Annotated in this window: 15 protein-coding genes and 1 pseudogene; 9 read left to right on the top strand and 7 right to left on the bottom strand. The window is 57.9% G+C overall.

Going from position 1 to position 22,783, the window contains the following annotated elements; all coding sequences use genetic code 11:
* Positions 1 to 270: 270 nt before the first annotated feature.
* Complete coding sequence (locus OWC43_RS18265; RefSeq protein WP_393957713.1) at positions 271 to 1,884, top strand: AAA family ATPase; 1,614 nt, start codon at positions 271 to 273, stop codon at positions 1,882 to 1,884.
* Positions 1,885 to 2,306: 422 nt separating this feature from the next.
* Here the strand turns inward: OWC43_RS18265 and OWC43_RS18260 are convergent, their stop codons facing one another.
* From OWC43_RS18260 to OWC43_RS18250, 3 genes are all read right to left on the bottom strand, one after another.
* The gene (locus tag OWC43_RS18260) at positions 2,307 to 5,990 is read right to left on the bottom strand and encodes a hypothetical protein (protein WP_393957712.1); all 3,684 of its coding nucleotides are present in this window, start codon (positions 5,988 to 5,990) and stop codon (positions 2,307 to 2,309) included.
* 925 nt (positions 5,991 to 6,915) lie between these two features.
* A complete protein-coding gene (locus OWC43_RS18255) occupies positions 6,916 to 8,403 on the bottom strand; it encodes a hypothetical protein (RefSeq protein WP_393957711.1) in 1,488 nt (495 codons plus the stop codon).
* A 908-nt stretch (positions 8,404 to 9,311) separates the two neighbouring features.
* The gene (locus OWC43_RS18250; protein WP_393957710.1) at positions 9,312 to 9,974 is read right to left on the bottom strand and encodes a recombinase family protein; all 663 of its coding nucleotides are present in this window, start codon (positions 9,972 to 9,974) and stop codon (positions 9,312 to 9,314) included.
* A gap of 487 nt (positions 9,975 to 10,461) precedes the next feature.
* Here OWC43_RS18250 and OWC43_RS18245 point away from each other — a divergent pair, with 487 nt between their 5' ends.
* Both OWC43_RS18245 and OWC43_RS18240 read left to right on the top strand, forming a co-directional pair.
* Positions 10,462 to 10,689 carry a hypothetical protein gene (locus OWC43_RS18245; RefSeq protein WP_393957709.1) on the top strand — a complete coding sequence of 76 codons (228 nt, stop codon included), beginning with the start codon at positions 10,462 to 10,464 and terminating at the stop codon, positions 10,687 to 10,689.
* A gap of 463 nt (positions 10,690 to 11,152) precedes the next feature.
* Positions 11,153 to 12,031: a hypothetical protein gene (locus OWC43_RS18240; protein ID WP_393957708.1), complete on the top strand. Its 879-nt coding sequence runs from the start codon at positions 11,153 to 11,155 to the stop codon at positions 12,029 to 12,031.
* A 1,499-nt stretch (positions 12,032 to 13,530) separates the two neighbouring features.
* On the opposite strand, the gene OWC43_RS18235 is transcribed toward OWC43_RS18240, so the two are convergent.
* Together OWC43_RS18235 and OWC43_RS18230 are read right to left on the bottom strand one after the other, a co-directional pair.
* Entirely contained in the window at positions 13,531 to 13,779 is a 249-nt protein-coding gene (locus OWC43_RS18235) for a hypothetical protein (protein WP_137831054.1), read from the bottom strand.
* A 245-nt stretch (positions 13,780 to 14,024) separates the two neighbouring features.
* Positions 14,025 to 14,225 carry a hypothetical protein gene (locus OWC43_RS18230; RefSeq protein WP_137831053.1) on the bottom strand — a complete coding sequence of 67 codons (201 nt, stop codon included), beginning with the start codon at positions 14,223 to 14,225 and terminating at the stop codon, positions 14,025 to 14,027.
* 282 nt (positions 14,226 to 14,507) lie between these two features.
* Here OWC43_RS18230 and OWC43_RS18225 point away from each other — a divergent pair.
* Positions 14,508 to 14,782 (top strand): annotated as a pseudogene (locus OWC43_RS18225) (integrase core domain-containing protein); the annotation flags it as partial.
* A gap of 45 nt (positions 14,783 to 14,827) precedes the next feature.
* Here OWC43_RS18225 and OWC43_RS18220 read toward each other — a convergent pair.
* On the bottom strand, positions 14,828 to 16,405 hold the full coding sequence (locus tag OWC43_RS18220; protein WP_393957707.1) for a hypothetical protein: 1,578 nt from the start codon (positions 16,403 to 16,405) through the stop codon (positions 14,828 to 14,830).
* Positions 16,406 to 16,462: 57 nt separating this feature from the next.
* Positions 16,463 to 16,759, bottom strand: a complete 297-nt coding sequence (locus OWC43_RS18215; protein ID WP_137831051.1) for a hypothetical protein — start codon at positions 16,757 to 16,759, stop codon at positions 16,463 to 16,465.
* Between the two features lie 43 nt (positions 16,760 to 16,802).
* Between OWC43_RS18215 and OWC43_RS18210 the strand changes: the two genes are divergently transcribed.
* The 5 genes from OWC43_RS18210 to OWC43_RS18190 all read left to right on the top strand — a co-directional run bounded on the left by OWC43_RS18210 (position 16,803) and on the right by OWC43_RS18190 (position 22,729).
* On the top strand, positions 16,803 to 17,780 hold the full coding sequence (locus OWC43_RS18210; protein WP_137831050.1) for a UDP-glucuronic acid decarboxylase family protein: 978 nt from the start codon (positions 16,803 to 16,805) through the stop codon (positions 17,778 to 17,780).
* On the top strand, positions 17,780 to 18,565 hold the full coding sequence (locus OWC43_RS18205) for a WecB/TagA/CpsF family glycosyltransferase (RefSeq protein WP_393957706.1): 786 nt from the start codon (positions 17,780 to 17,782) through the stop codon (positions 18,563 to 18,565). Before OWC43_RS18210 ends, OWC43_RS18205 begins: the two co-directional genes overlap by 1 nt.
* A gap of 263 nt (positions 18,566 to 18,828) precedes the next feature.
* Positions 18,829 to 19,830, top strand: coding sequence for an NAD-dependent epimerase/dehydratase family protein (locus OWC43_RS18200; RefSeq protein ID WP_137831048.1), 1,002 nt, complete (start codon positions 18,829 to 18,831; stop codon positions 19,828 to 19,830).
* Between the two features lie 112 nt (positions 19,831 to 19,942).
* Positions 19,943 to 21,412, top strand: a complete 1,470-nt coding sequence (locus tag OWC43_RS18195; protein ID WP_393957705.1) for an exopolysaccharide biosynthesis polyprenyl glycosylphosphotransferase — start codon at positions 19,943 to 19,945, stop codon at positions 21,410 to 21,412.
* Positions 21,413 to 21,454: 42 nt separating this feature from the next.
* Positions 21,455 to 22,729, top strand: a complete 1,275-nt coding sequence (locus OWC43_RS18190; RefSeq protein WP_393957704.1) for a glycosyltransferase — start codon at positions 21,455 to 21,457, stop codon at positions 22,727 to 22,729.
* The last annotated feature ends 54 nt before the right edge of the window (positions 22,730 to 22,783 follow it).

Below are 22,783 nucleotides of genomic sequence, written 5' to 3'. Positions count from 1 at the left end.
GCGGTACCCAATCATGTTCTTTTTCTTATCAAACCGGCTGGACTGTATCGGCTCGATTTCTATTTCCGTGCTGCTCACGGTCATTCTTGTTGGGATCTTCCAAGGTTTTTGACACAAGTGTCAGCCAAATTAACCAGCGTTGACTATCAAGATTGATGTATCTGTGAGACCGCAGCCTGTGGACAGGGTGCCTAAATCCTATGGCAGCGGATGACTAGGAAAAAAGTACAGGCAATACTACGGATTGAGATTTGACCGATTGGATTTAGCATGCCCCTAGCAATCGTAACGATACCAACTTCCACGGGATCGAAAGAGATCAGTTTCGACGCTGGGCGCTCCTATATATTTGTCGGACCAAACGGTGCTGGAAAAACTCGTCTCGGAGTTTACGTTGAAGAAATATTGAAGGGAGAGCGCAGTCGGCGCATTGCTGCGCATCGCTCTTTGACTATTAACGATAAGATAACGGCAATCAATTTTGATCGTGCCATGCAAGGCCTGAAGTACGGCAGAGAAGACGGAAATGAACTCTATCGACACATGGTGCGATGGAGTCAGAAGCCCGCCGTCGCCTTACTCGACGATTTCGATTTCTTGATGCAAGCGCTTTTTGCTGAGCAAAGTAGGACTGCAGTTCAGCATTTAAACAAACACAGAACCAATTCAGCAGAAACACCTCCCGAAACTCTAATGTCAAAGCTAATAGGTATTTGGGGAGCGTTGCTGCCTCATCGACATCTTGAGTCATTAGAACTGAGCATTGAGGTGCAGCCCGGCAAATTCGGTCAATTTCTATCTCCAGCATACCCTGCATCAGAGATGAGCGATGGAGAGAGAGTTATATTTTATCTGATTGGACAGTGTCTATTGACGCCGCCTAACTCCGTTTTGATTATTGATGAGCCCGAACTTCACATTCACAAAGCTGTAATCAGTCGATTATGGGATGCTATAGAGGCGCAAAGGCCTGATTGCTCGTTTTTGTATATAACACATGATCTCGATTTTGTATTGGCAAGGCCTGCCGCCGCAAAATTTGTTGTCCGGGCTTACAATCCTCCGAATTGGGACATTGAGTTGCTTCCTGAAAATACAGGCCTGCCTGAAAGAGTGGCGTCTGAACTAGTAGGTACTAGGCAGCCCGTCCTATTTGTGGAAGGTGACCGCGGCAGCTTAGATACAACAATATATCGCCATGTCTTCTCTGATTTCTTGATCGAACCAATCGGCTCCTGCGAATCGGTGATACATTCCGTCGCCTCATTCAAGCGCAATGGCACACTTCACAGATTGGGTTCAGTTCGTGGATGCGTTGATGCCGATGCCCGTGACGCAACTGAGATAGATCATCTACGAAGCCTCGACGTCTATGCGTTGCCTTTGGCTGAGGTGGAGAGCCTGCTGCTCTTACCTCCCGTGTTTGAAGAGATAGCTAAAACATTGGAGTTTTCTGACGCTGATGCTAAGTCCCGGCTAAATCAACTCACATCTGATGTCATGACTCAAGCCTTAGCTGAACTGGACATGGCGTCGGTTAGGTTTGCAGGGCGTCGCTTAGATGCCGAACTGAAAAAACTTGCGCCTTCTGCACAGACAATTGAAGATCTAACGGATAGGTACCAATCGGCTGTTGCAAGTGTTAATCCGACTGCGCTGGCAAAAAGCTATAAAGACAAGTTATCGACTAGTATTGAAAAGCAGGACTTAGCAGGAGTTCTAGCCCTGTATGATAATAAAGGGTTGCTTTCAATGGCAGCTCGGCACCTTGGAATGAAGGGCCGCAAAGAGCTTGCTGAGTATGTGAGCCGGCTTCTGCCTGCGGCTAGAGGTCAAGCGATGCTCGAAGCGATCAAAAGCGCCCTGCCCAAAATCCCTTTGTAAGAGTACCAGTAGGCTTAGCTTTGTTATAATCTCTCATAGTCCCTTGGTGGACGTTTGTGAGGCGGGCCGCATAACGCTAGACCACAGTGTCGTTTCGTGGTGCGGGCATAGAATGTCTCTATTGCACCAACAGCAGCTAACTCAGCCATGGCCTTTTTTGCTTGGCTTTCAGTCATCCGCGTCATCAAACTGACGATGCCGACCTGTACGCGGCGTGGGTGCTGTGAGGCTAGGTATTGCCAGACATCCCATGCTCGCTGTCGGTCACTCCTGTGATCCGGAGTGCCGAATAGCCACTTCATTAAACCCATGGCGCGACCTCGCATCAATCAACCCAACAGAGCCGATGCGAAACGGGAGAGCAAGCGCAATGAGCGGTTATGCACCTGCTCTCCCGCCACGTTGCCGTCGTAGTGTAATGATTACCGGTAGGGCTGGAACGTCTTATCCTTCTTACCGAGGATGATGTCTCCCTTTAGCCTCTCCCGCTGCTCTCGCTGGTGATACAGTTCCACCTCCTCGCGAAGGAGACGCTGGAAGGCGAGTTGCCGGTATCCATCGATAATTCTGCCCGTTACCTCAGCCTTAGATCCGTCCTGAGATTTTGTCCCGTAGGAGAGTTGTGGATTGTTCACAACATACTGGTCCAACATCTCAACGGCATCGGTTTCGCTGTAGTACCGCTGAAGCCGGTCATAGATTGTCTCTTTTTTATCCTCCGTCCTCAAAGTTCTCAGGTCACCATTACCGAACCATTCCTCATTTTCGGTAGGCATCGCAAAATTCCTACCTGTGGCAATCTGAATGGCATTTAGTTCCCTCAGAACCCGAAGTTCTTTTGGTGACCGGCCTTCCTCCCGTTGTTCCTTCGTTGTGAAGTTCAACCCGATCAAAGCACTCACCGGATTGGCGATGGTCCGCACCTTCCCCAACTGGTCATACTGTTTCGAAACGAGCGGATCGGATGGATTGACCTTGGCTTGGATGTACTGCTCCCAAGACACAGGATCAGCCATCACCGGATGTTCCTGCATGTTTGCCTTGGAAACCACAGAGGGGATAGCAAGTTGAAGCTTCTGTCCCACAAAGCGTTGCAGGGCGTTCTCTTTGCTCTCCGGGTCGGTCATGATCTGGATCATTTGAACGATCTGATCCACGCCGCCCATTAGGTTTGCGTCTTTGATAGCCTGAGTGACTGACACCGTTGCTGCGGAGATGTGTCCGCCTACCAGCTTCAACTCATGTCCGACATATTCCCCCTGAGCCTTCCGATATTGGATCATAGAGAGTGCATCGAGTGCATTGACCATGATCTTGAACGGTGTGGCGAAGGGATCGAGGTTCCTGAATGAGAAGGTAGACCCATCAGCGAATTTCAGGGTGTAAGGTTCCCACTCCTTCCCATCTTGGAGACTCCGCTTCTGCTGGAAGTCGGTTGGTCCTCCCCCGGTGATCCTGCCTTGGGCGTAGAGCATTGCCACGGAGCCAGCGAAGGCCATCGACAGCAACGATTCCCCCTGTGCCCGCATCTGCCTGACAGGACCGTTCAGCCCCCTCAGGTCACTCAGGATGCTCGAATTACCGGTAACGGCATGGGACAGCAGGTTGAGACCTGGGGTGAGCCGGATGCCTTCCTCAAAGACCCGTACAGGGGTCCTGAAGAAGAGCTGCCCCATCACCCTCATCCAGGGGTTTTCGTTGACCCATGCTTCGTATCGCAGGGCTAGGTTGGACGCCCCGTTCTCCCCGCTGAACTTACGTTTGAACAGGATGTCATCAGCGTAGTCCCGCCCTGCCCTATCGGTTGCCTCGCGTAGGAGATCGCCGTTCTTGTTCAGTTCGGTCTTCACCCATTGATCGAGGCGTTCTCCGTTTAAGCCCCTCGATTCCCCTTGGTGCTTCAGGAAGGACAGGGTGTTCACCGGGTCAGGCTTAGAAGCGAACGAATGATCGACAGCCTGCTTCACCCGAGCGTCAATGAAGGCTTCAGCCTCAGCTCCCTTCAGTCCCTTCGCAGCAGCAACCTCAACGGCATCAGCAGTAGCCTGCCCAACCACAAAGCCCCGGTAGTTCACCTGTGCGAAGAACTCATCCGTGGTTCCGAGGATACGGGGGAAGGTTCGGATTAGCCGTCCTGTGAGACCCGGTATCACCGTGTCGTTCTCTAGGACCCGGTTACCCTCCAACGACAGAAGGGAACGTTCGTACTTGAAGGCTGCCTGTGCTGCCCTGAGTGCTGTGCTGGTGTTGGCGAACATGGCCCCGTAGGTCGATGTCATCCTCCGCAGTTCGACCTTGGAGAGTGGATCTTTGGCGACGTAGTGAAGGAACGGGGTGTAGGCCGTCTTCAGGACCGCTGGCAGGGTGTTCGCTACAATCGTTGCAGGAGAGAAGACCGTAGAGATGATGTACTCATTCAACCCTTTCAGCCCGGTCTTTGCTGCACTCTGAGCCTTACCAATGACACCCTTGTTGATCAGTTCCTTTTCTAGAAGACCATCAACGATCTCACTCCGCTTACCGAGGGACAACAAGGCACCGGAGATGTCATTGTCCTCAAACCGAGTTTCAATCTCATCAGACAGGGCCTTGATCTTTTCTCCTTTCTGGATGTTGCCGAGGTAGGTTTCGTATTTGTCGTAGTATTCAGCCTGTGCAACGAGACGCTGTTCCGGGGTAGCTGGCTCCGGATTGATGCCTTTATCTCGAAGGATACTCTCGACTGTCAGCCCACGATTCTCATTGGTGTTGAAGACCTGATTGTTGGCCCTCTCTCCCAACCGTGTGCCGCTCATGGAAGACAAATCGGTATCAGCAGCCTTGATGATCGACCGCATGACGTCGATTTCGTTCAACCGTTCGAAGGCTTGAAGGTCACCCTCTCGGGCCATTTCCAACGCCTTGGTCCCCTCCTGATCCAGAGCCTTTGTCGCCTTCATCAGGGTTGAGCCGACAAGCTGCTCCTGCTCAGCCGTCGATGCCCAGCGTCGTAGTTCCTCGACCGATTGCGCTACCTCCCGAGGTGACTTGCTCAGCAGCAGTTCAACGGGGTGCTGCACTGCCTCCTCAATGAGACCAGGGATGCGAGGGAAATCCCGGACACCGGTAGGCTCACCGGCTACACCACGGATGGCATCAATGACGTCATTGGTGGGTAGAGAAGGCTGACTGAGGGGAGAAGGAGACGCCTCCACCACCTGTTCCGGAAGGGTGACTTCAACCGTTCCATCAACCTGCTTCAACGCCGGGATTGGCTCCGCTCCAACCGGTTGGACAGAGGTACCATCAGGGCTACCGTTGGGAATGCCGGTATGGGTTGCCGTTTCCCGTGCTGCCGTAGCGTCACCAGGGGCCAAGGAAGGGGTTTCGGGTAGTTGGGTAGCCTCCCGTTGAAGAAGCGTCTCTGTGGCGTCTACGGCACCTCTTCCCAGCGCATTCCCAGCACCCTTGATCAGACCATGGGCACCAGCGCCAAGGACACCACCAGCGACGCCACCGAGGGCAGCAGCACCGAGAGCCTTCCCGGTGTCGAACTCGGTTTGACCTCCGGCATTGATCTTCGCTGACTGCTGAACGCTATCCTGAACCCCAGTCCATAGAGCGCCTTCAACACCTGCCTGGACACCGGTCTTGAGAAGGGACTTGATGCCCTCCTTCGTCATCACCTTCCCTGCTGTGGAACCCGCCATACCGATGCCGAGGGTGGAGAGCCCAACGTAGGTAGAAGGATCGGTAAGGAGGCCCTTCGCTGCACGACCGACGCCACCCCATGAGACACCGAGTTTGTCGTAGGTTTCCATCAGGTGGAGGAAGGCACGCTTCTCATCGACATCGGCACTCCTCATCCGGTTGGCATTAACGGCCATCATCGGGAGGTTGTAGTTGAACCATCCCATTTGATTGACGCCGTAATCAGCAGCCTCGGCATCGGTACCGGCGAAGGGTTTTCCCTCCCGCTTGGCGTAGGTGACCTTGGAAGCGTGAATCCAATCAGGATCGTGTTGAAGGGAGTCTGTGGTGATGGAGTCGGGGTTGGGCGACGACGGAAATGGATCGGGATTGTTCAGCTTATGCTGTAGGTATGCTCCCCTCTCCGCTTCCGTCATATCATTCGGCAGCATGTAGCTACGCCCATGAATGATGTAATTCGTATAACCGCCGTCGCCAGGACTGGAAGGTTGCGGTTGGTTTGGTTGCTCCGGCAGAGACCCGATATGCGCCCCTGAGCTTTGAGGATAAGTAGCACTGCTAGGTTCAGCAGTTCCCTCCCGCTGTACACGTTGTTCCTCCAGGATTTGCCGGAAGATTTCGTCTTGTGTCTCCTTGGGGATGGAATCGGAGATAAAGACGTCCTGATTTCCAACTCGAACGTCGGGCATGATGATTTTCCTTTGTTTCGGTGATGATGTTGATGGATGGTTGAAGCTATGTGCGACTGTTCCCGCACGGCTCCACCAGCGGCTTTCAGGTGAAAGGCAGGCAATCGTAGCCTGATAACCAGAACGGCCGCTGGCGGTCTCTACGGTGTTGCTGGAAACGCTATTTAGAAGGCAGACTGTAAGTGCTGCTCTTCTCTCTTTTCGATGATAGACCGGATGAAGGCAGTCTGCCTGAACTTCGTAAATCGTGGTCCAAACCGCTTATTCTCGATGACGGTGAGTTTGGCTGCTTCACCGATGGTGGACCGAAGTGAGACGTAGCCCTGCCCCGCATGACGGAGAGTGAGAACGGTGTCTGCGGGATATCCTTGGCTGAGGAGAACCCTTGCCCCATCGAAAAAGGGAAGACGGGAAGTGCAGAGGAGTGTTTCGTCGTAGTGGGCTTGGTATACCCCAGGTCGGCCGGTGACGGGGGTGATGATGATTTCCATAGGTCGTGGTTCACTGGAACGGCATGGCGCCGCTGTGTCGGATAGGGATTGGATTGTGGTTGGATGGTCTTAGACGGGACTGCCGAAGGCTCGGATGTGGCCTTACGGGCCCCTATAAAGGATGGTTAGGTTGGTGTTATTATTTGTTAGTATATAACAGGTCACTCAGTCCCTGCTTCCTTGATTGATAGATCAATATTCAACCCAGTGTGATGGAAGAAGGTGTTCCTCATAATCGTATTAGCCTCTGGTATTCTCGATTTAGGAACCATAACTGCATCGTGCAGGGGTAGTGCTACGATCCCTTTCTCCATCAACTTGATCATGACATCTATTAGGATCTCACTTTCTAGAAACTGGAGATGATGACCTATTCCCGACTCGAAGTATGGCGATATGTCAGGATGGTTATCCCTGAGCATGTCAGCCAGTTCCGTCACACATTGGCCGGGCGGTAGTGTTCGTGCCGTACCTTTTGGCTTCCTGCTAATAGGTTTCTCGATAAACAATAGCGTGTTCAGCAGCTTTTTGAATCCCTCTCTATAGTTCTTTTCTGATGGATGACCGGCAAACTGTGGAATAGCATAAATGTCACTCTGCTTTGGCTTGGCTCCCGCGATGCTATAAAGGATGCGAGGAGCTATTTGTCTGTAATCCATCTCCCATGCAGGTTCTCCTTCGATCATAATACCTTTTCTGTACCTCCTCTTGAGGTTCTGCCAGAATCCGCCGAATAGCCTGCCGCCTGAGTCGAACCGATTTCTAGTGAAAATTCGCCTTAAATATCGATCTGATAAGTCAACCTGGGTCTCATTTTCTTTCTGAGCTGGATGGTATTCGATCCTACCACCTGCGATCCATTCATTGATGATCTGAAGCTCGGCGCGGTAGGCATGCGTTCGGTCTGTGTCTGGATATTCAATTGGAACTGAGTTGTCCCAATATCCGTTCTTTGTGGATTTTAGTACGATGCACTCTCTTTGTGGCCTACACCGAATATCCTTTGGCTTGATGTTATGCTTGTCCATCAGGACAAACAGACCTTCACCCGGATAAATCTTCGTTATCTGGTGACGGCTGGCACTCCAATCTTCATACCCAATTTCCTGTCGTATAATAGAAAGAGGACCCGCCGCCATCGTATCCAGGATGTCTGGCAGTGTCTTCCCAATGAACTCTGGTTTGTACCGAGACTTGACGGTGTTTAATCTTTTAGAGCGAGAGATTGCCGCGCCATTAGTCTCACCGGAGAAAATGTAGTGAAGCATGTCGCACGCGATGGCTGACACGGCTAGTTCGTGATTCTCCGAGTGTCTTTTCTGCCGCGCTCTTCCTCTCATTCCATATTGGACTTCGTAGGAGTCAATTTGCTTGATGATATCTTCTATCAAGTTCGCAGCGGCTTTAGTGGTCGGCACCCGCCATGGATCAAAGAAGCGATCACGTTCACATTTCTCCGGATCATAATCGTTGTTGTAGTCAGGATCTGAAAAAGTGAATTTTGGTGAGTTAGCTAATGAGGAAATGAGATGATGAGATTGGTGCTGCATCGTCGTAGTGGTTGATGTCATATATTGATGATTCTCTGAGGTGAATGGGACAGTCTCCGTATTACAGAGACCGTAAACCCCCAACACGAACACGGACATACACAGTTGCTTCTGTGAAATAACCTCGTTGGTTAGGGGTGATGAGTTGAGTTGAGACGTGAAAATGAAGACGCATACGGCCGGTTCGTTCGAGGACCGCATGGCGACTTCATGGGGTTGTAGGGGACAATTCGATATTCAAGTCTGATCGCCCGCCTTCGAGTAGCGCGGCGAAGCCCCTAAACCCCTGTGCTGCATGATCTTTTGACTGGCGACTCGACCGCTCGCATCACGATTGCAACCGATCCGCTGCATCTGCAACCTTCATCAGGCGGCTAGACACGAGGGATGAGTGCCCGTCATGTTTTTGTGTGGGACAAATCGCGTCGCCTCACGGCACCCAGAATCGCGTTCTGTCATACAGTTGTAGGGGACAAATCAGTTCCTATTTGCCGAGCCCTGGGGGCACCAAGAACGGCCGAGGCGACATTTGGCTAGGGGTACAGCCACCTCAGCCGTTAAGCCCGTCAGCGGCGCTCTAATGCAAAAATCGTTATGCCTATGCCGTACAGGGGTGAGCCTCAACGGACCTTTGCACCCCGACTTCTGCATCGAGAGACCGTCTGGCGTCTTCGCCGATCTTATTCAGGAGGTTCAACGACGCCAAACGAAGGTCCAACAGGAAGTTGATAAGATCCAATCCCACCAAGTCGGTTGAGATTTTGATTCCAGAATGATTTGCGTCTTTGTGCCAACCAGTGACGACGGCACATGCTGTGTTGTTGACGACGATATGCATTGGTTCAGCCCCAAAGCCTCTATTGGAGGTGTTTCGCCCGGTTGATCCCGGCGACAGGAGCAATCTCACAAAATGAACTGCTTCGCCAGTGATTAAACTAAATAAACGAAGCTAACTGTTACTTCTGTATCGTAACTGTAGCGATCATCGTAGTAGTTACGCCACCGTATCAAACCATATCCCTAGTCAAAATTTCTTTCACACCGACATGACTGATTGAGATGCCTGTCTCCTGCACGGCCTCAGCGATCCCCCTTAGCGACTTACCCTCACCCTTCAACTCTCTGATCAAGGCAACGGCCTTCTGCTCAGCCTCGTGTTCAACAAGGTCACCCTGCTCCCCTACTCGGTACCCAAACGGCACCTTCCCACCGAGGTATCGCTTCCTGGCCTTCTGATCCTTCTTCACGTCGCTGATCCGCTCACGGATACGATCACGTTCAGCCTCAGCCACGGCACTCAGGATCGTGAAAACCATCTTGGCGATACCGTTGCCGGTCACGTCTCCACCGAGGTCGATCATGTGGAGCGATACGCCCATCTCCCGAAGCTGATGGAGGACGTTGAGGGCATCCCGTGCAGACCGGAACATGCGGTCCAACTTGGGGGTGATCACCGTGTCACCGGGCTTCAGGGCAGCTAGGAGTGCGGCGCCTTCCTGCCTCTCGCCTACAGGGACAGACCCGGACACACCCCGCTCAACGAAATGCCGATCCACGGTCATCCCGTTCATCATCGCGTAGCCTTCTACTCTCCGCTGTTGGGCACCAAGGCTTTCACCTTCGTCAGCCTGCCGATCCGTGGAGACCCTGGTGTAGCTGTAGACGGCCATGACACCCTCGACCCGTGTAAGGTTGTAAGCTTGTGGCATGGTCTAAGCTGTCTGTAAAGTCGTATTAGCAAGCTTACGGAATGAAGTGGCTTTGCTGGAGGAGAGACGATCCGCCTATCGTTGATGCGTGGGACAGCAGTCGAGGCAGGTGAGACCACAGGGAGCAGCATGGGGTGCGACCCTGGGCAGACGGTAGGAGAACGGCCCTGCCCTCTGAACCCCCCTCAATAGGACAGCAGAACCTCATTCCGAGCATGGTCGCTCCCCCGCCCCCTGCCCTTCGAATCAGGAGGTCCGTAGGGGGGCAGAGGGGGGAAGTCGCCGGAACCAGGTGTAAGGTAGGGCTCTCAGATTTTTGCGATAAATTCGGCCGACCTTCTGCGAGGCCGGTCATGCACAGCCTGCCCTCAAGGTCGTGAACATCCTTGACCGAACCATCTAAGCCGTGGCGTGTTCGCTATTCGTTCTTTTGTGGGAATCGCACACCATGCACCAGAGGGCATCTACCGAGCCACCCGACACGCTCTCTGGCTCCGTCGAAGAGATTGCCCTCTCTTACCTCCAGACCACCGAGGGTGATGCTGGGCTCGCACTCCGTTGCGCCATTTCTGATGCCCTAGCCGACCTCTGTGAAGCCGACCGTCGATCCCTTCAACGAGACCGACTTATCTCGCGTGGCTATGTAAGGGCTGCCCTTCACGAGGCTGTTCAGTAGTAGGTGCGACACAACCATAGGCGAGTTCCGCTTGCCCGGCTGCGCTCACCCGACCGCCTCAGCCGACCGAGCTGCCCGTGGTGCAGAGGCCGACACTGGGCTAACTTTGAACCTGGACTACCGCATGGGGGCCCATCAGATACTGAGCTGCCGACGCCTTGCCCGAGATCAAATCCAGACGATTGCACGACGGAACGGGCTGAGATAGCTTATAGGTAGATCGATAATGTTTTCGCACACAGACGTTGCTAAAATAATCGAGGAGTTGGAGAAGGATTGGTCAGCTACCGGGCCAATTAGGTGTATATCATTTAGATGTAGGTTTCAAAATTATACCTGGGAAGACGAGGACTTTGACTCTGAAAAAGAGGCGTTGGAATTAGAAAGATTCGCTATTCAAAATGGGTTCAAGGTTGTGCGTGGTCGTGGCTGTGGTGAGCAGATAGTGATATCATCGAGATACATGCAGCCCATAGCAAAAGATATTTCAGCTTGGTGTGACGCATTTCAGGAGAAAGCGAAAGGAGCGGGGTCGTCTTTCGATGGATGGAGTTACCCTGATCGGGAGACAATCGATTTCTGGCCTGACGATCCTGTTGGTTATCGCAGGGCAACGGTGAACAGAGCGAGAGTTCTTTTTGGTGAAACATTGCTGCGAGATCCGCTCGAGAAATCAACGAATGCTGATTTTCATCTTGTCCCGAGCGCTTTCCTGCACAAAGCGGCGCGTTGCCAACCAAGGAATCCGCAAGCGAACGCGTCTGCCTTCGCGCAATGGGTCTATTCACTCTATGCGAATGCCTCCGGTAGTGAGGATGACCAGCAACGTGGAAAAGATATCGAAAAGGATATATGGAGCTTAAAAATCAAGGCAGTGCGTTCGCTCGACAGTGATGTGCTTCGGAGGAGCTTCAGCATCTGGAATTTAATGCACAACGGACTTCATGTTGAAAAAAGAAATGAAGGGGCGTACTTCGACATATCTTCACTGAGAGTAAATGGGGTGCCGCTGAGAGCGTCGCCCGACCTGATATACAAAAACAAGAAAACTGGGGAGGTGCTTATCGTAGAGATAAAGAATTCCTACCTTGATTTGCCAAGGAACCTTTGGCCCAATGTTTGGGCACAGCTCTGGTGCTATTCGAAAGTCGACGTAGCAGCGCGGGCGGAAAAGGTGACTGCCGTCGCGGAAGTATGGGCTGATCGGTATGTTCGCATTCGTCGAGATAGCAAAAAGGTGGTTTCACTGCGTGCCTTAGTTAGGCGTGACCCACGAGCACCTGCTTACGATAAGTTCTTTCAGGAGTTATTTGATATATATTGTGGAAACCTGAAAAATTAATCATCGTAACTCGCTATAACAAAATTGGTAAATAAGTCAAAATATAATAAAATTTTTCCTCGGCATTTCACGGGCATTGATGTTAGTCTTCTACGGAAAAATCGGTCGGGCTCCACGTGGCGGGTCCAAGTCAGGTTTCAGCTCCCTTCTAGAATCGCTGCAATCCGGACCACTCAGCCCCTTCAGGCCCTTATCGGACATGTTATGAGGCACGCTCAGGCCGACATTCTACTTGACCATTCAAGCATCTGAATGTTCAATATCCCTGTACAACAGTCTCAGCGGACCCGCAGAAAATTCCCTTTAATTTCAATGCTTGAATGCCCTTAGGCCAAAGTCCTTTCCTGGGCACCATCAGCTGGCTAAGCCGCTGAGTTACCAAAGCAAACAACAGTATCAGCGATTTAGGGCTGCCCGAGTAGTACTAACGGGTGGTGCAAATGGCGTTGGTGACGACGCGTTCTTGGTAGCATCCTAAAAATGGCGTCTACCATCTGCGGCGGGCTGTGCCAGCGGATTGTATAACGCGCGTCGGCAAGCATCAGGGCGTGCGTGACGTGCCCCTACTCTCACAGCTTGTCGAATTGGGGTTTCCGACATTCTCGGAGGCCACACCGAATGAGCGGCTGTTCTTCGTCCCATACGTAGAGGGCGGGATCGCTGGCTTGAGCGAACCTTAGCCGTTCAGATGCGTTACCGGCCGACGCCTGAGTTCGTGGGCGGTTGGACGATCGTGCGACGATGCCCTGGATCGAGTTGATGACGACCGTGCGTGCCGAGATTGCGGCTGCAGAGCACAGGGCATCCATACAAGCCGGGACGGTGCGGACCTTGTTGGTGACCGAAAGCGACACCGCAAGGGCCGAGCAAGCGTTGTTCCACGAATTGGACGGCTTGGCGCGCCTACGCGGGCGGCTACAGACCCTTGAGGCCTTGAGGGGTCGCCCTCTCAACGCCCGGAAGGTCGTTTCACCGGATGGCGTCGGCGCCGTGAGATCTTCATGATGGGGTGGAAAATGGTCAAGCGCTCCTCACCTGTCTGCGAGGTCAAGGTCGAGGGCACGTGGCTCCGCGTCCCTGCCGATGAGGCGCATCGAAATCATCGGGAAAGGCCGAAGCGGTGTCCGTGTTGCCACGGCATGGTCATCACCGCCGGCAGCTACACGAGCGAGCCCAGGATCAGCCTGCAGCATCGCAAGCTGCATGACGGTTGCCGCCTGATACCGCGCCGTTTCAACGGGACGGAGGCTCTGCACCCTGAAGCTTTGGCATAGGGCGTGTACGGCTCCTTGGACAGATTGGGCATCCTCGAGATGATGACGGCCGCGGGGTAGAAATGGGACGCGCGGGTTGGGGCAGGGTTGATCCCCGGCTAACCCATCCTCGGCATGGTGGCACCGAGCCACGTCGCGTATCGGCTCAGCGTCGTGCGGACACGACACGCCCCGCCAGCCCGTGAGCGGATCGGGCGGCGGGGCTGGGGCTTCCATAAGGCGCAGTTAGAAGGCAGCGGCCTGCTTCACCCGATCGTCGGCGGCCGGAACCTTCCACTGGACGGCGCCGGGAAGGGCGTAGCCACCCTGACGGTGCACCGAGCCGGTGTCAGTGGCGAGCCCCTGGGTCTCCAGGGTGAGGGCACCAACCGTCTTGGTGTTGTCGACGCTCGCCGGCTCGCCCGCCAAGGCGCCGGTGGCGAGGAGGGTCAGCGCCAGGCCGGCGGCGGCCCGCGTAATGATCTGCTTGGTCATGACATTCAGCCTCTTCATTTTCTTGCGGCGGGGCGCCGTCGCTTCGTGAAGAGGAATGTGCTGACAGTAGCCTCATGAATCAAATTGGCAGTTTTCATAATATGGATCGATATGCTGCATAATCAGCGGTCGATAAGGTCCATAGAGTCGAATGGGATGCGGTTCGGCCCGTGTCGTTGAGACCGCCCACGAAAAAAGGGCCAGCCTCTCGGCTAGCCCTTTGCGCGCTGACGCGGTGCGACGCCTTATTCGGCGGCGGTCATCTCGGGGGTGTAGTGCCCGCACCAGTCAGACGAGCCGACCACTGGCCACAGGCCGTGGGCATCCGGGCCAGGCTGGTTGACCGGCGGGTTGAAGCGGCACAAGCCCTCATCGTGCTGTGCGACCGCGCCGTTGACCTTGTGCTCGTCGAAAAACTTGCAGCTCTCACACTTGGCGTTCGCCATGGGGATGCTCCGGGAGTTGGTGGGCGGACCTGCCGCCGCAATGCGAATTAGAACAGATCCAATCTGCAGATTTAACCGACAAGCCGTCGGTCGGTTCCCGCGCCTGTCCTTGCGAAGCGAACAGAAGATCGGCCTAGGACCGATCCGCTCCCGGTGCGTGGTCCGCCCTTGCGGCATGGCTGCTGGGCCAGGACGAGAGCGGACGGATGGGAATGCGGCAGCATAAGCCTGAAGGTGTCATCGCCAAGCTGCGGCAGGCACACGTGCGGATCGCGCAGGGTCGGAGCGTCGTGGGAGAATGGCTACGACGAAAGCATAACGCGCGTCAGCGGAATGGAATCTCAGGTGGCGAAGTGTTCTGCACCCTGATGGAGGCGCAGATCCTGACCGAGATTTGGCGGCATCACGACAACACAGTCAGGCCGTACGGCGCGCTGTGTTGCCGCCCGCCGGCCCCGGAGAGATTGCTGCCCGCTTCCACGCCTTGGCCGGCTGCGCTCACCCCATCGGCTCCGCCGGCCAAGCGGCCCGTGGAGCACGGACCAGCCCTGTTTTAGCTCTGTGACACGGATGGCCCCGAGGGGACCGATCACGGCCGCTCCTCAACGCGTCTCGAGGCGACTGGCAACCGTAATATTTGCCGAAATACCGCGATCGTCTCGATGAATATCGCGCAGCATGCCTGTCGTCACTTTGGCGCCGACGTGATTGTGATAGAGCCATATCCCGTCCAGCCGCCGCCGGTAGCTCGGTTCTCCGCCGACTTCGGTGCCGATGCTCATGCCGGAGCCGAGGCCGAAGGCAAACAGACCGTGGATGACGCGTCCGTCGTCGCGCATCGGGCGCCCGACATCATCGGTCGTCAGGCCGTGCTCATCCTCCGCCAGCCGCAACGGCGCGCCGGCAGAGTCCCATAGCAGCGGGAGCCGCGGCCGGTAGCCGAAGCAGGTGATGATGGCCGCCACGTCGCTGAGATCGCCTGTGGCGCCGGGGTCGCTGCGTCCGATGGCGACGTGCCTGGGCTCGATCGCGATGCGGTGCCGGTCCAACCGCTGCGTTTCGAAGACTTGGCGCGCCACGTCGGCGGTGCGGAAGCGTAGGCCGCCGAGTCGGTTCACCCGGCCGCTGAGGGGGCAGACGTCCTGCTGGACATCGATGTGCTCGCCGAAGGCCTGCGCCTGCGCGACATCCCGGTAGTAGAAGCGCGGGGGCGAGCGATGGGCGAGGACGATGCGCCTGAGGCCCAACCTCTCGGAGACCGGCGCCAGCCGCTCGATCACCGAGAAGGCGCTGTGCGAGCTTCCGGCGACGACAAGGGTGCGCCGCGCCCCGATATGGGGTGAGAGACGTGCGAGCAGATCGGCTTCGGAATACTGCAAAATCGGGTCGGAATGCAGGACCGGCACGTTGCCGGGCGGGACGCCGTGGAGAAGATCCCGCAGACTCGCGCCGCTCTCGTCGGCCTGCGTCCCACCGAGGTTTAAGACGAGGGTAGCGACCCGCGCGCTGACTTGCTCGCCGGAGCGCGACCGCAGCACGAGATCGAACATTCCATCATCGCGCACGGTGACGGCCTCGATGCGATGCTCGCGCCGCAGGGCGATCCGGTGGCGCTGCGAGAGGTCGGAGACGAGCAATTCGGCCGCGTCCGACAGACACTCGGAAACGAGATCGAGGTCCGGTGCCTCTCCCCTCATGCGTTCGAGCCGCGCGATGGTGGAGGATCGCTGTCGCAGCCGCGTCATGGCCGCCGGAAGGCGCTCATCGCAGACGCATTCCAGGATGACGTCCGCGAGCGTGTTCGACGGGATCTTGTAGCGTGACAGGCTCCCGCTGCCGAGCGAGCGACCGCGCTCGATGATCAGGACGCCCCGAGGGGCGACAGCGGTGAGAGTGCCGCACTTCGCCAAGCTGAAGAGCAATCCCGAATTCGCCGGCCCGAAACCGCACAACGCCAGGGAAAAGTCTATGGGCTGCATGGCTGGCCCTCTGTCGAGAGATGGATTTGGCGTGGAACCGGTGTTCGGTTGGGGCGAAGTCAGGACCAAGCGATATTGCTCCCGGTCCGGGGCGTAGCATGCGATCGTTATTGTTATTATGGGAACAGGTTCTTCAAAGTGGCATCTTTTACAATGCCTACAGACAGTTTGGTGTCTGACCTGAACTCTACGATCGCTCACTGCGCGATACGAAATCGATAAATCATTAGTCCGGTATGTGGGGGTAAATATTGGATATCAGTCGCGCAAATTGGTTGTAGCCAGAATTTCCACCGAGCCTAGGGCGATGCCCTCTCGCTGGTGCGCCCAGTGTTGGCCGCTATGGCGCTGACGATCCGAACACCAACGGATTCCCGTTCTGAAAGCATTAGTACGCAATGGTACATTTCCAGAGCAGTAGCATCCTGAAGCATCCATTGCAGCTTGAACGATCATCACTAAAAATCGATCGAAGTCGAGGTGGCTGATCTCTGGATCGCGCATCGTTGATCGGGCTGCTTGCGAGTAATCTCGATATCGAAAATCGATCTGCATTTGAGGATCATTCTCGATCGGCTTCAAAGCTGGGAGACTGGTTATGGCGAAGCGTGTTCTCGTGACAGGTGGTGCGGGGTTCATCGGCTCGCATCTGTGCGAGCGGCTCCTGAGGGAGAAAAACGAGGTACTCTGCGTCGATAATTTCTATACGGGCTCGCGCAGCAACGTTGCGGAGCTTCTCAAAAATCCTTCCTTTGAAATTCTCCGGCATGACGTGACTTTTCCCCTCTACGTCGAGGTGGACGAAATATACAATCTCGCCTGTCCGGCATCTCCAATTCACTACCAGCGCGATCCGGTCCAAACGACGAAGACGAGCGTGATGGGCGCCATCAACATGCTCGGGCTGGCCAAGCGCCTCCGCGTGCGGATCCTTCAGACTTCTACAAGCGAGGTCTACGGCGATCCCGACGTCCATCCGCAGCCTGAGGAATACCACGGCCGAGTGAACATCACCGGCCCACGGGCCTGCTACGATGAGGGCAAGCGCTGCGCCGAGACCTTGTTCTTCGACTATCAGCGGCAGCACCGGCTGCCGATCCGGGTCGCCCGCATCTTCAACACCTACGGACCGAACATGCATCCGCAAGACGGGCGCGTGGTGTCCAATTTCATCATCCAGGCGCTCACCGGGCAGCCGATCACCCTGTACGGCACTGGTCGCCAGACCCGCTCGTTCTGCTACGTCGACGATCTGGTCGAGGGGCTCGTTCGATTGATGGCGATGGAGTGCCAGACGGCTGCGCCGATCAATCTCGGCAACCCGATCGAGATCACCGTCGAGGAACTGGCGCAACGCATCATCGCGCTGTGCAACTCGCGTTCGGTCGTGGAATATCACCCCCTCCCCCAGGACGACCCGATGCAGCGGCGCCCCGACATCGCGCGGGCGACCGAGCTGCTGCAGTGGAAACCCAGGGTGCCGCTGGACCGGGGATTGCAGCGCACGATCGCCTATTTCGAAGCCTTGCTGACGCGTGGCCGGTCGGCCGTACTCCCGCTCCAGCAGGCCAGCTGATGAGCGCGTCGATCTCGTCCATACGCGTCAACATCCTCGGCGTCGGCATCAGCGCGATCGACATGGGGGATGCGGTCGCCACCATCGATCGCTGGATCGATCAGCGGCAGCGACAGTTCGTCTGCATCACCGGCGTGCACGGCGTCATGGAATGCCGGCGCGACATCGAGCTGAGGGGTATCCTGCGCGCGGCCGGGCTGGTCACTCCGGATGGGATGCCCTTGGTCTGGATGGCGCACCGGCTCGGGTTCGATCGGGTCCGCCGGGTCTACGGGCCGGACCTGATGCGGGAGGTCAGCAGGCTCTCTCCGGAGCGCGGGTACCGGCACTTCTACTTCGGGGGCGGGCCCGGGCTGGCCGACGCACTCGCGGTGCAGCAGCGCGCGGCCTATCCCGGCATCCAAGTCGTCGGGACTTTGAGCCCCCCTTTCCGGCCCGCGAGCGAGGCGGAGGACGAGGCGATGGTGCAGGCGATCAACGCGGTCAAGCCCGACATCGTCTGGGTGGGTCTCAGTACCCCGAAGCAGGAGCGGTGGATGAGCGCCCACCGCGACCGCATCGAGGCTCCCGTCATGATCGGCGTCGGGGCCGCCTTCGACTTCCTCGCCGGAACCAAACGGCAGGCGCCCCTCTGGATGCAGAGGAGCGGTCTGGAATGGGCCTTCCGGCTCGCCTCCGAGCCGCGGCGGCTTTGGCGCCGCTACGCCACGATCGTTCCGAGCTTCCTCGTTTTGGCCGGGGCGCAACTGGCCCACCGGCGTGGCGCGGTCCGCATCAGAGGTTAGGCAGCGGTGCCGGCAAGGCGACGTCGGCTGCCCGCCGGAGGGTCGCGCGCCCTTCCACCACGGGGTTTCTGGGGGAATTGCGATTCCCGTCCAACGTGGCACCCAAACCTGTCTTCCGTAGAGCAGGCGTACCACCCCAAAAGCCGACGGTATTACGCTCAGGTGCGGAGAGTAGCGAAAATGGCTTACTACCCCTAATCCATAGCAAGGCGCCAATGATTATAGATACATAGTCTTGTTATTTGAGCCCGAGGAGATGCCAAATGTCTGATAGGCGAGCACTCGTAACCGGCGCTGGTGGATTTATTGGGCACCACCTAGTGAAATTTCTCAAGAGCAAGAATATCTGGGTTCGAGGTGTCGATATTAAGCGACCTGAATACGAAGATTCGGCCGCGGACGAGTTTTGGGTCATGGACCTTCGCCAAGCGGAATCCTGCGCCATGGCGGTTGCCGGTGTCCAAGACGTCTATCACCTCGCCGCCGACATGGGGGGCATCGGCTACATCACCGGCTCTCACGCCGACATCACTCTCAACAACACCAAGATCAACGTTCATATGATCGATGCGGCGTGGCGGTCAGGCGCCGAGCGGTTCCTGTTCTCGTCCTCAGCCTGCATCTACCCCCAATACCTGCAGCGCGATGCCGATGTGACGCCGCTGAAGGAAGACGATGCCTTTCCGGCCGATCCAGAGGAGGGATACGGTTTGGAGAAGCTGTTCATGGAGAAGATCTGCCAGTACGTCACTGAAGATCACGGCTTCGAGACGCGGGTGGTGCGCTTCCACAACGTCTACGGCTCGCTCGGGACCTATGACGGCGGCAAGGAGAAGGCGCCCGCCGCGATCTGCCGCAAGGTCGCCCTGAGCCCGGACGGTGGCGAGATCGAGATCTGGGGCGACGGCCTTCAGACACGCTCGTTCATGCATGTCGACGATTGCGTTGAGGGCATCTATCGGATCATGGAATCCGGCTACCATAAACCGCTGAACCTCGGGACGGACGAGCTGATCTCCGTCGACGGCCTCGTCGATCTCGTCAGCGACATCGCCGGCAAGCACCTCTCCAAGCGCCATGACCTGTCGCGCCCCCAGGGCGTGCGTGGGCGCAACAGCGACAATGGACGGCTGCGGGAAGTCCTGGGGTGGGAGCCGCGCATCCTGCTCGCGGAAGGGCTTGTGCCGACCTACCGCTGGATCGCGTCGGAACTCGGCGTACCGTCCGAGCCCGCCCAGGCGATCTCGGCCGTCGCGGCGGAGTAGCCGCGCCCGCATCGTTCGGCGCGGCCTCATGCACGAAGCTGGCGCCCAGGTCCGGGATTCCGGTTCCGGGCCGCCCGCCACGAACGCCGCACGCGTACGGAGATGTCGTGACATGAGCACGTCCGCCGCGAAGTCGCAGATGGACGCCGTCGTCCGCCCATTCATCGTGCCGGATCGGCAGGCTCTCGCTGCGCGGGCACCGCCAGGATTCGCGCGGCGCCTTAAGGTGATCGCCGTCCTGGCGGCCACCGACGCCGCGGCTGCCGCGGTCGCCGTCCTCGCCGGGTCCGTCCTGACGGGAATGGACTGCTTCGGCGGGTGGGACGTCGTTGCAATGCCTGTTCTCGCCTGCGTAGCCTTCGCAGCCGTCGGGCTCTACGACGGCTACGGGCCTGGTCCCGCCGAACGGCTGCGCCTTCGCACCCGCTGCGTGTTCGCCCTGACGATGGGCTGCCTCGTTTTCTCGGCTGGGCTCGGAGCGACATCGGCGTCGGTCGCAGGCCTCGCTCTGACCGGGCTTCTCCTTCTCGTCGCCGGCTTCTACGCCGAGGTCGCGGCCCGGACGTTCCTGATCCGGCGCGGGCTGTGGGGCGGTCGGACCGCGATCCTCGGCACCGATGCCTGCGGCGTCGTCCTCGCCGATACGCTGCTATCGCAGCCTGAACTCGGTTTGAAGCCGATCGGCTTCGTCCTCGATGCGTCGGGCGACCCGGGTGAGGCGGCGCGGACGAGATTGCCGATCCTGGGATCGATCGGCGACGCGACGCAGCGCGACGACATCGAGGTCGCGGTCGTGTGCTCCTGCACCGAACTCGTCCTGAACGATCTCGCCGGCTCCGGCCCATTGCCGTTCCCCCGAGTCGTCGTCGCTCAACAGACGCAGGATCTCCAGAGCCTCTGGATACAGACGCGGACGCTGGGCAGCGGGCTCGGGCTCGAATTGCGACGCGATCTCTATCGGCACCGCAACCGGCGCATCAAGCGGATCGTCGACCTGATGCTGGCCTGGCCCGCCCTTCTGATCGCTGCACCCGTGATCGCGGCGGTCGCGGTGACGATCCGGATCGTCGATCCCGGTCCGGCCTTCTTCACGCATCAGCGGGTGGGGCGGCAGGGCCGTCTGATCCAGGTTCTGAAGCTTCGCAGCATGTACGGTGATGCGGAACATAGGCTGCGGGACCATCTCGCCGCCGACCCCGAGGCGCGCAGCGAGTGGCAGCGCTACTTCAAGCTCACCCGCGATCCTCGGATCCTCCCCGGCATCGGCCATTTCATCCGCCGCACAAGCCTCGACGAGCTCCCGCAGCTCTGGAACGTCGTGCGCGGCGAATTGAGCCTCGTCGGACCGAGGCCCTTCCCGTCCTACCACTACGAGGGCTTCGACGCCCCTTTCCAAGCGCTCCGGCAGAGCGTCCCGCCGGGCCTGACCGGACTATGGCAAGTGTCCTCGCGCAGCAATGGCGACCTTTCCGTACAGAAGAACCAAGACAAGTTCTACATTCACAACTGGTCGATTTGGCTCGACTTATACATCCTTCTCGAGACGATCCCCGCCGTCATCGGCGGCTCCGGCGCGCGATGAATCGGTTCGCGCAAGGCGCGGCCTCTCTCCTGGGAGACGGTGATGAAGATCCTGATGAGCGCCTTCTCGTGTGGCCCGGGCCAGGGTTCGGAGGCCGGCATCGGCTGGAACTGGGCCCTTGAGACGGCGCGGTTGGGCCACGCGGTGACGGTCGTCACGAGCACCGAATTCAAACCGCTGATCCGGGCCGAGATCGCCTCGGGCCGGCTGCCGCCGAACCTCACATTCGAGATTTTCATGCCGGGCTGGCTCACGCGATTGCGCGACCTCGGCCTGCGGAGCCGCTTCAAGCCGATGGCGTGGTTCTTCACCAATCTCCTATGGCAATGCGCCCTGCCGTCCCACATCCGGAAAACCTATCCGACCCTCGACTTCAACCTCGTGCATCACGTGACCTTCGGGACGATCCGGCATCCGACGCGCCTCGGCGGCCTGGGGTTGCCCCTGATCTTGGGGCCGCTCGGAGGCGGCGAATCCGGGCCTCCCAACCTGCGGCGCGGCCTCGCCTTCCTCGATCGCTGGGCGGAGCGGATACGCGCGACCCACACATGGACGACGCGCTTCGACCCGATCTCGCGCGGCGCGTTCGCCTGCGCCTCCCTGATTTTGGTCCGCACCGACGAGACGAGGGCCGTGCTACCGGCCCACCTTTGGTCCCGGGTCGTGTGCAATCTGGGGATCGGCGTCGAGTCGAGGCGCGGAGTCGAGCCCGTCGCCCGCCGCGACGGCGAGCCGTTTCGCGTTGTCTTCGCGGGCCGGCTCCTTGCCTGGAAGGGCCTGCATCTCGGCCTCGAAGCCCTTGCCGGAGCGCGCCGGGACGGGGTCGATATCCGACTGACGGTCGTCGGCGACGGGCCTCAGCGGCAGCGGCTCCAGGAGCAGGCCGACCGGTTGGGCCTGGGCTCGGCGGTCGAGTGGCGCGGCGAGGTTTCCCGCGGCGACTTGCTGGCGATCTACGAGCGGCAACACGCTGTGTTGATCCCGAGCTTGCATGATTCTGGCGGCATGGCCGTTCTGGAGGGGCTGTCCCGGGGGCTTCCGGTGATCTGCCTCGCGCTGGGAGGACCGGCAGTCGTCGTCACGGACGCCTGCGGTCGGGCGGTCCGTGCGGACGGTCCGCAGGCCGCGGTCGTCGAGCGGCTCCGGTATGCCCTTCTCGAACTTGCACGCTCCGAGAGCCTGCGCCTGCGCCTGAGCCGGGCCGCGCTGGAGCGCGCCGACGAGCTATCCTGGTCGAATCTCGTGACGAAGGCTTACGACGAGATCGCGGCGAGGCTGGCGTCCCGTCCGCCGCGGCCGACCTCCGCGCACGGGTGACGGAGACGCCCCTCACGCTTCGAGCGGAGCGTAACGCCGAGGCTGGCAGCTCTC

It is taken from the genome of Methylorubrum sp. POS3, assembly GCF_043352485.1.
Classification (GTDB): Bacteria; Pseudomonadota; Alphaproteobacteria; order Rhizobiales; family Beijerinckiaceae; genus Methylobacterium; species Methylobacterium suomiense.
The sequence above is the reverse complement of the archived record's forward strand: the minus strand, read 5'-3'. Positions and strand labels throughout refer to the sequence as shown.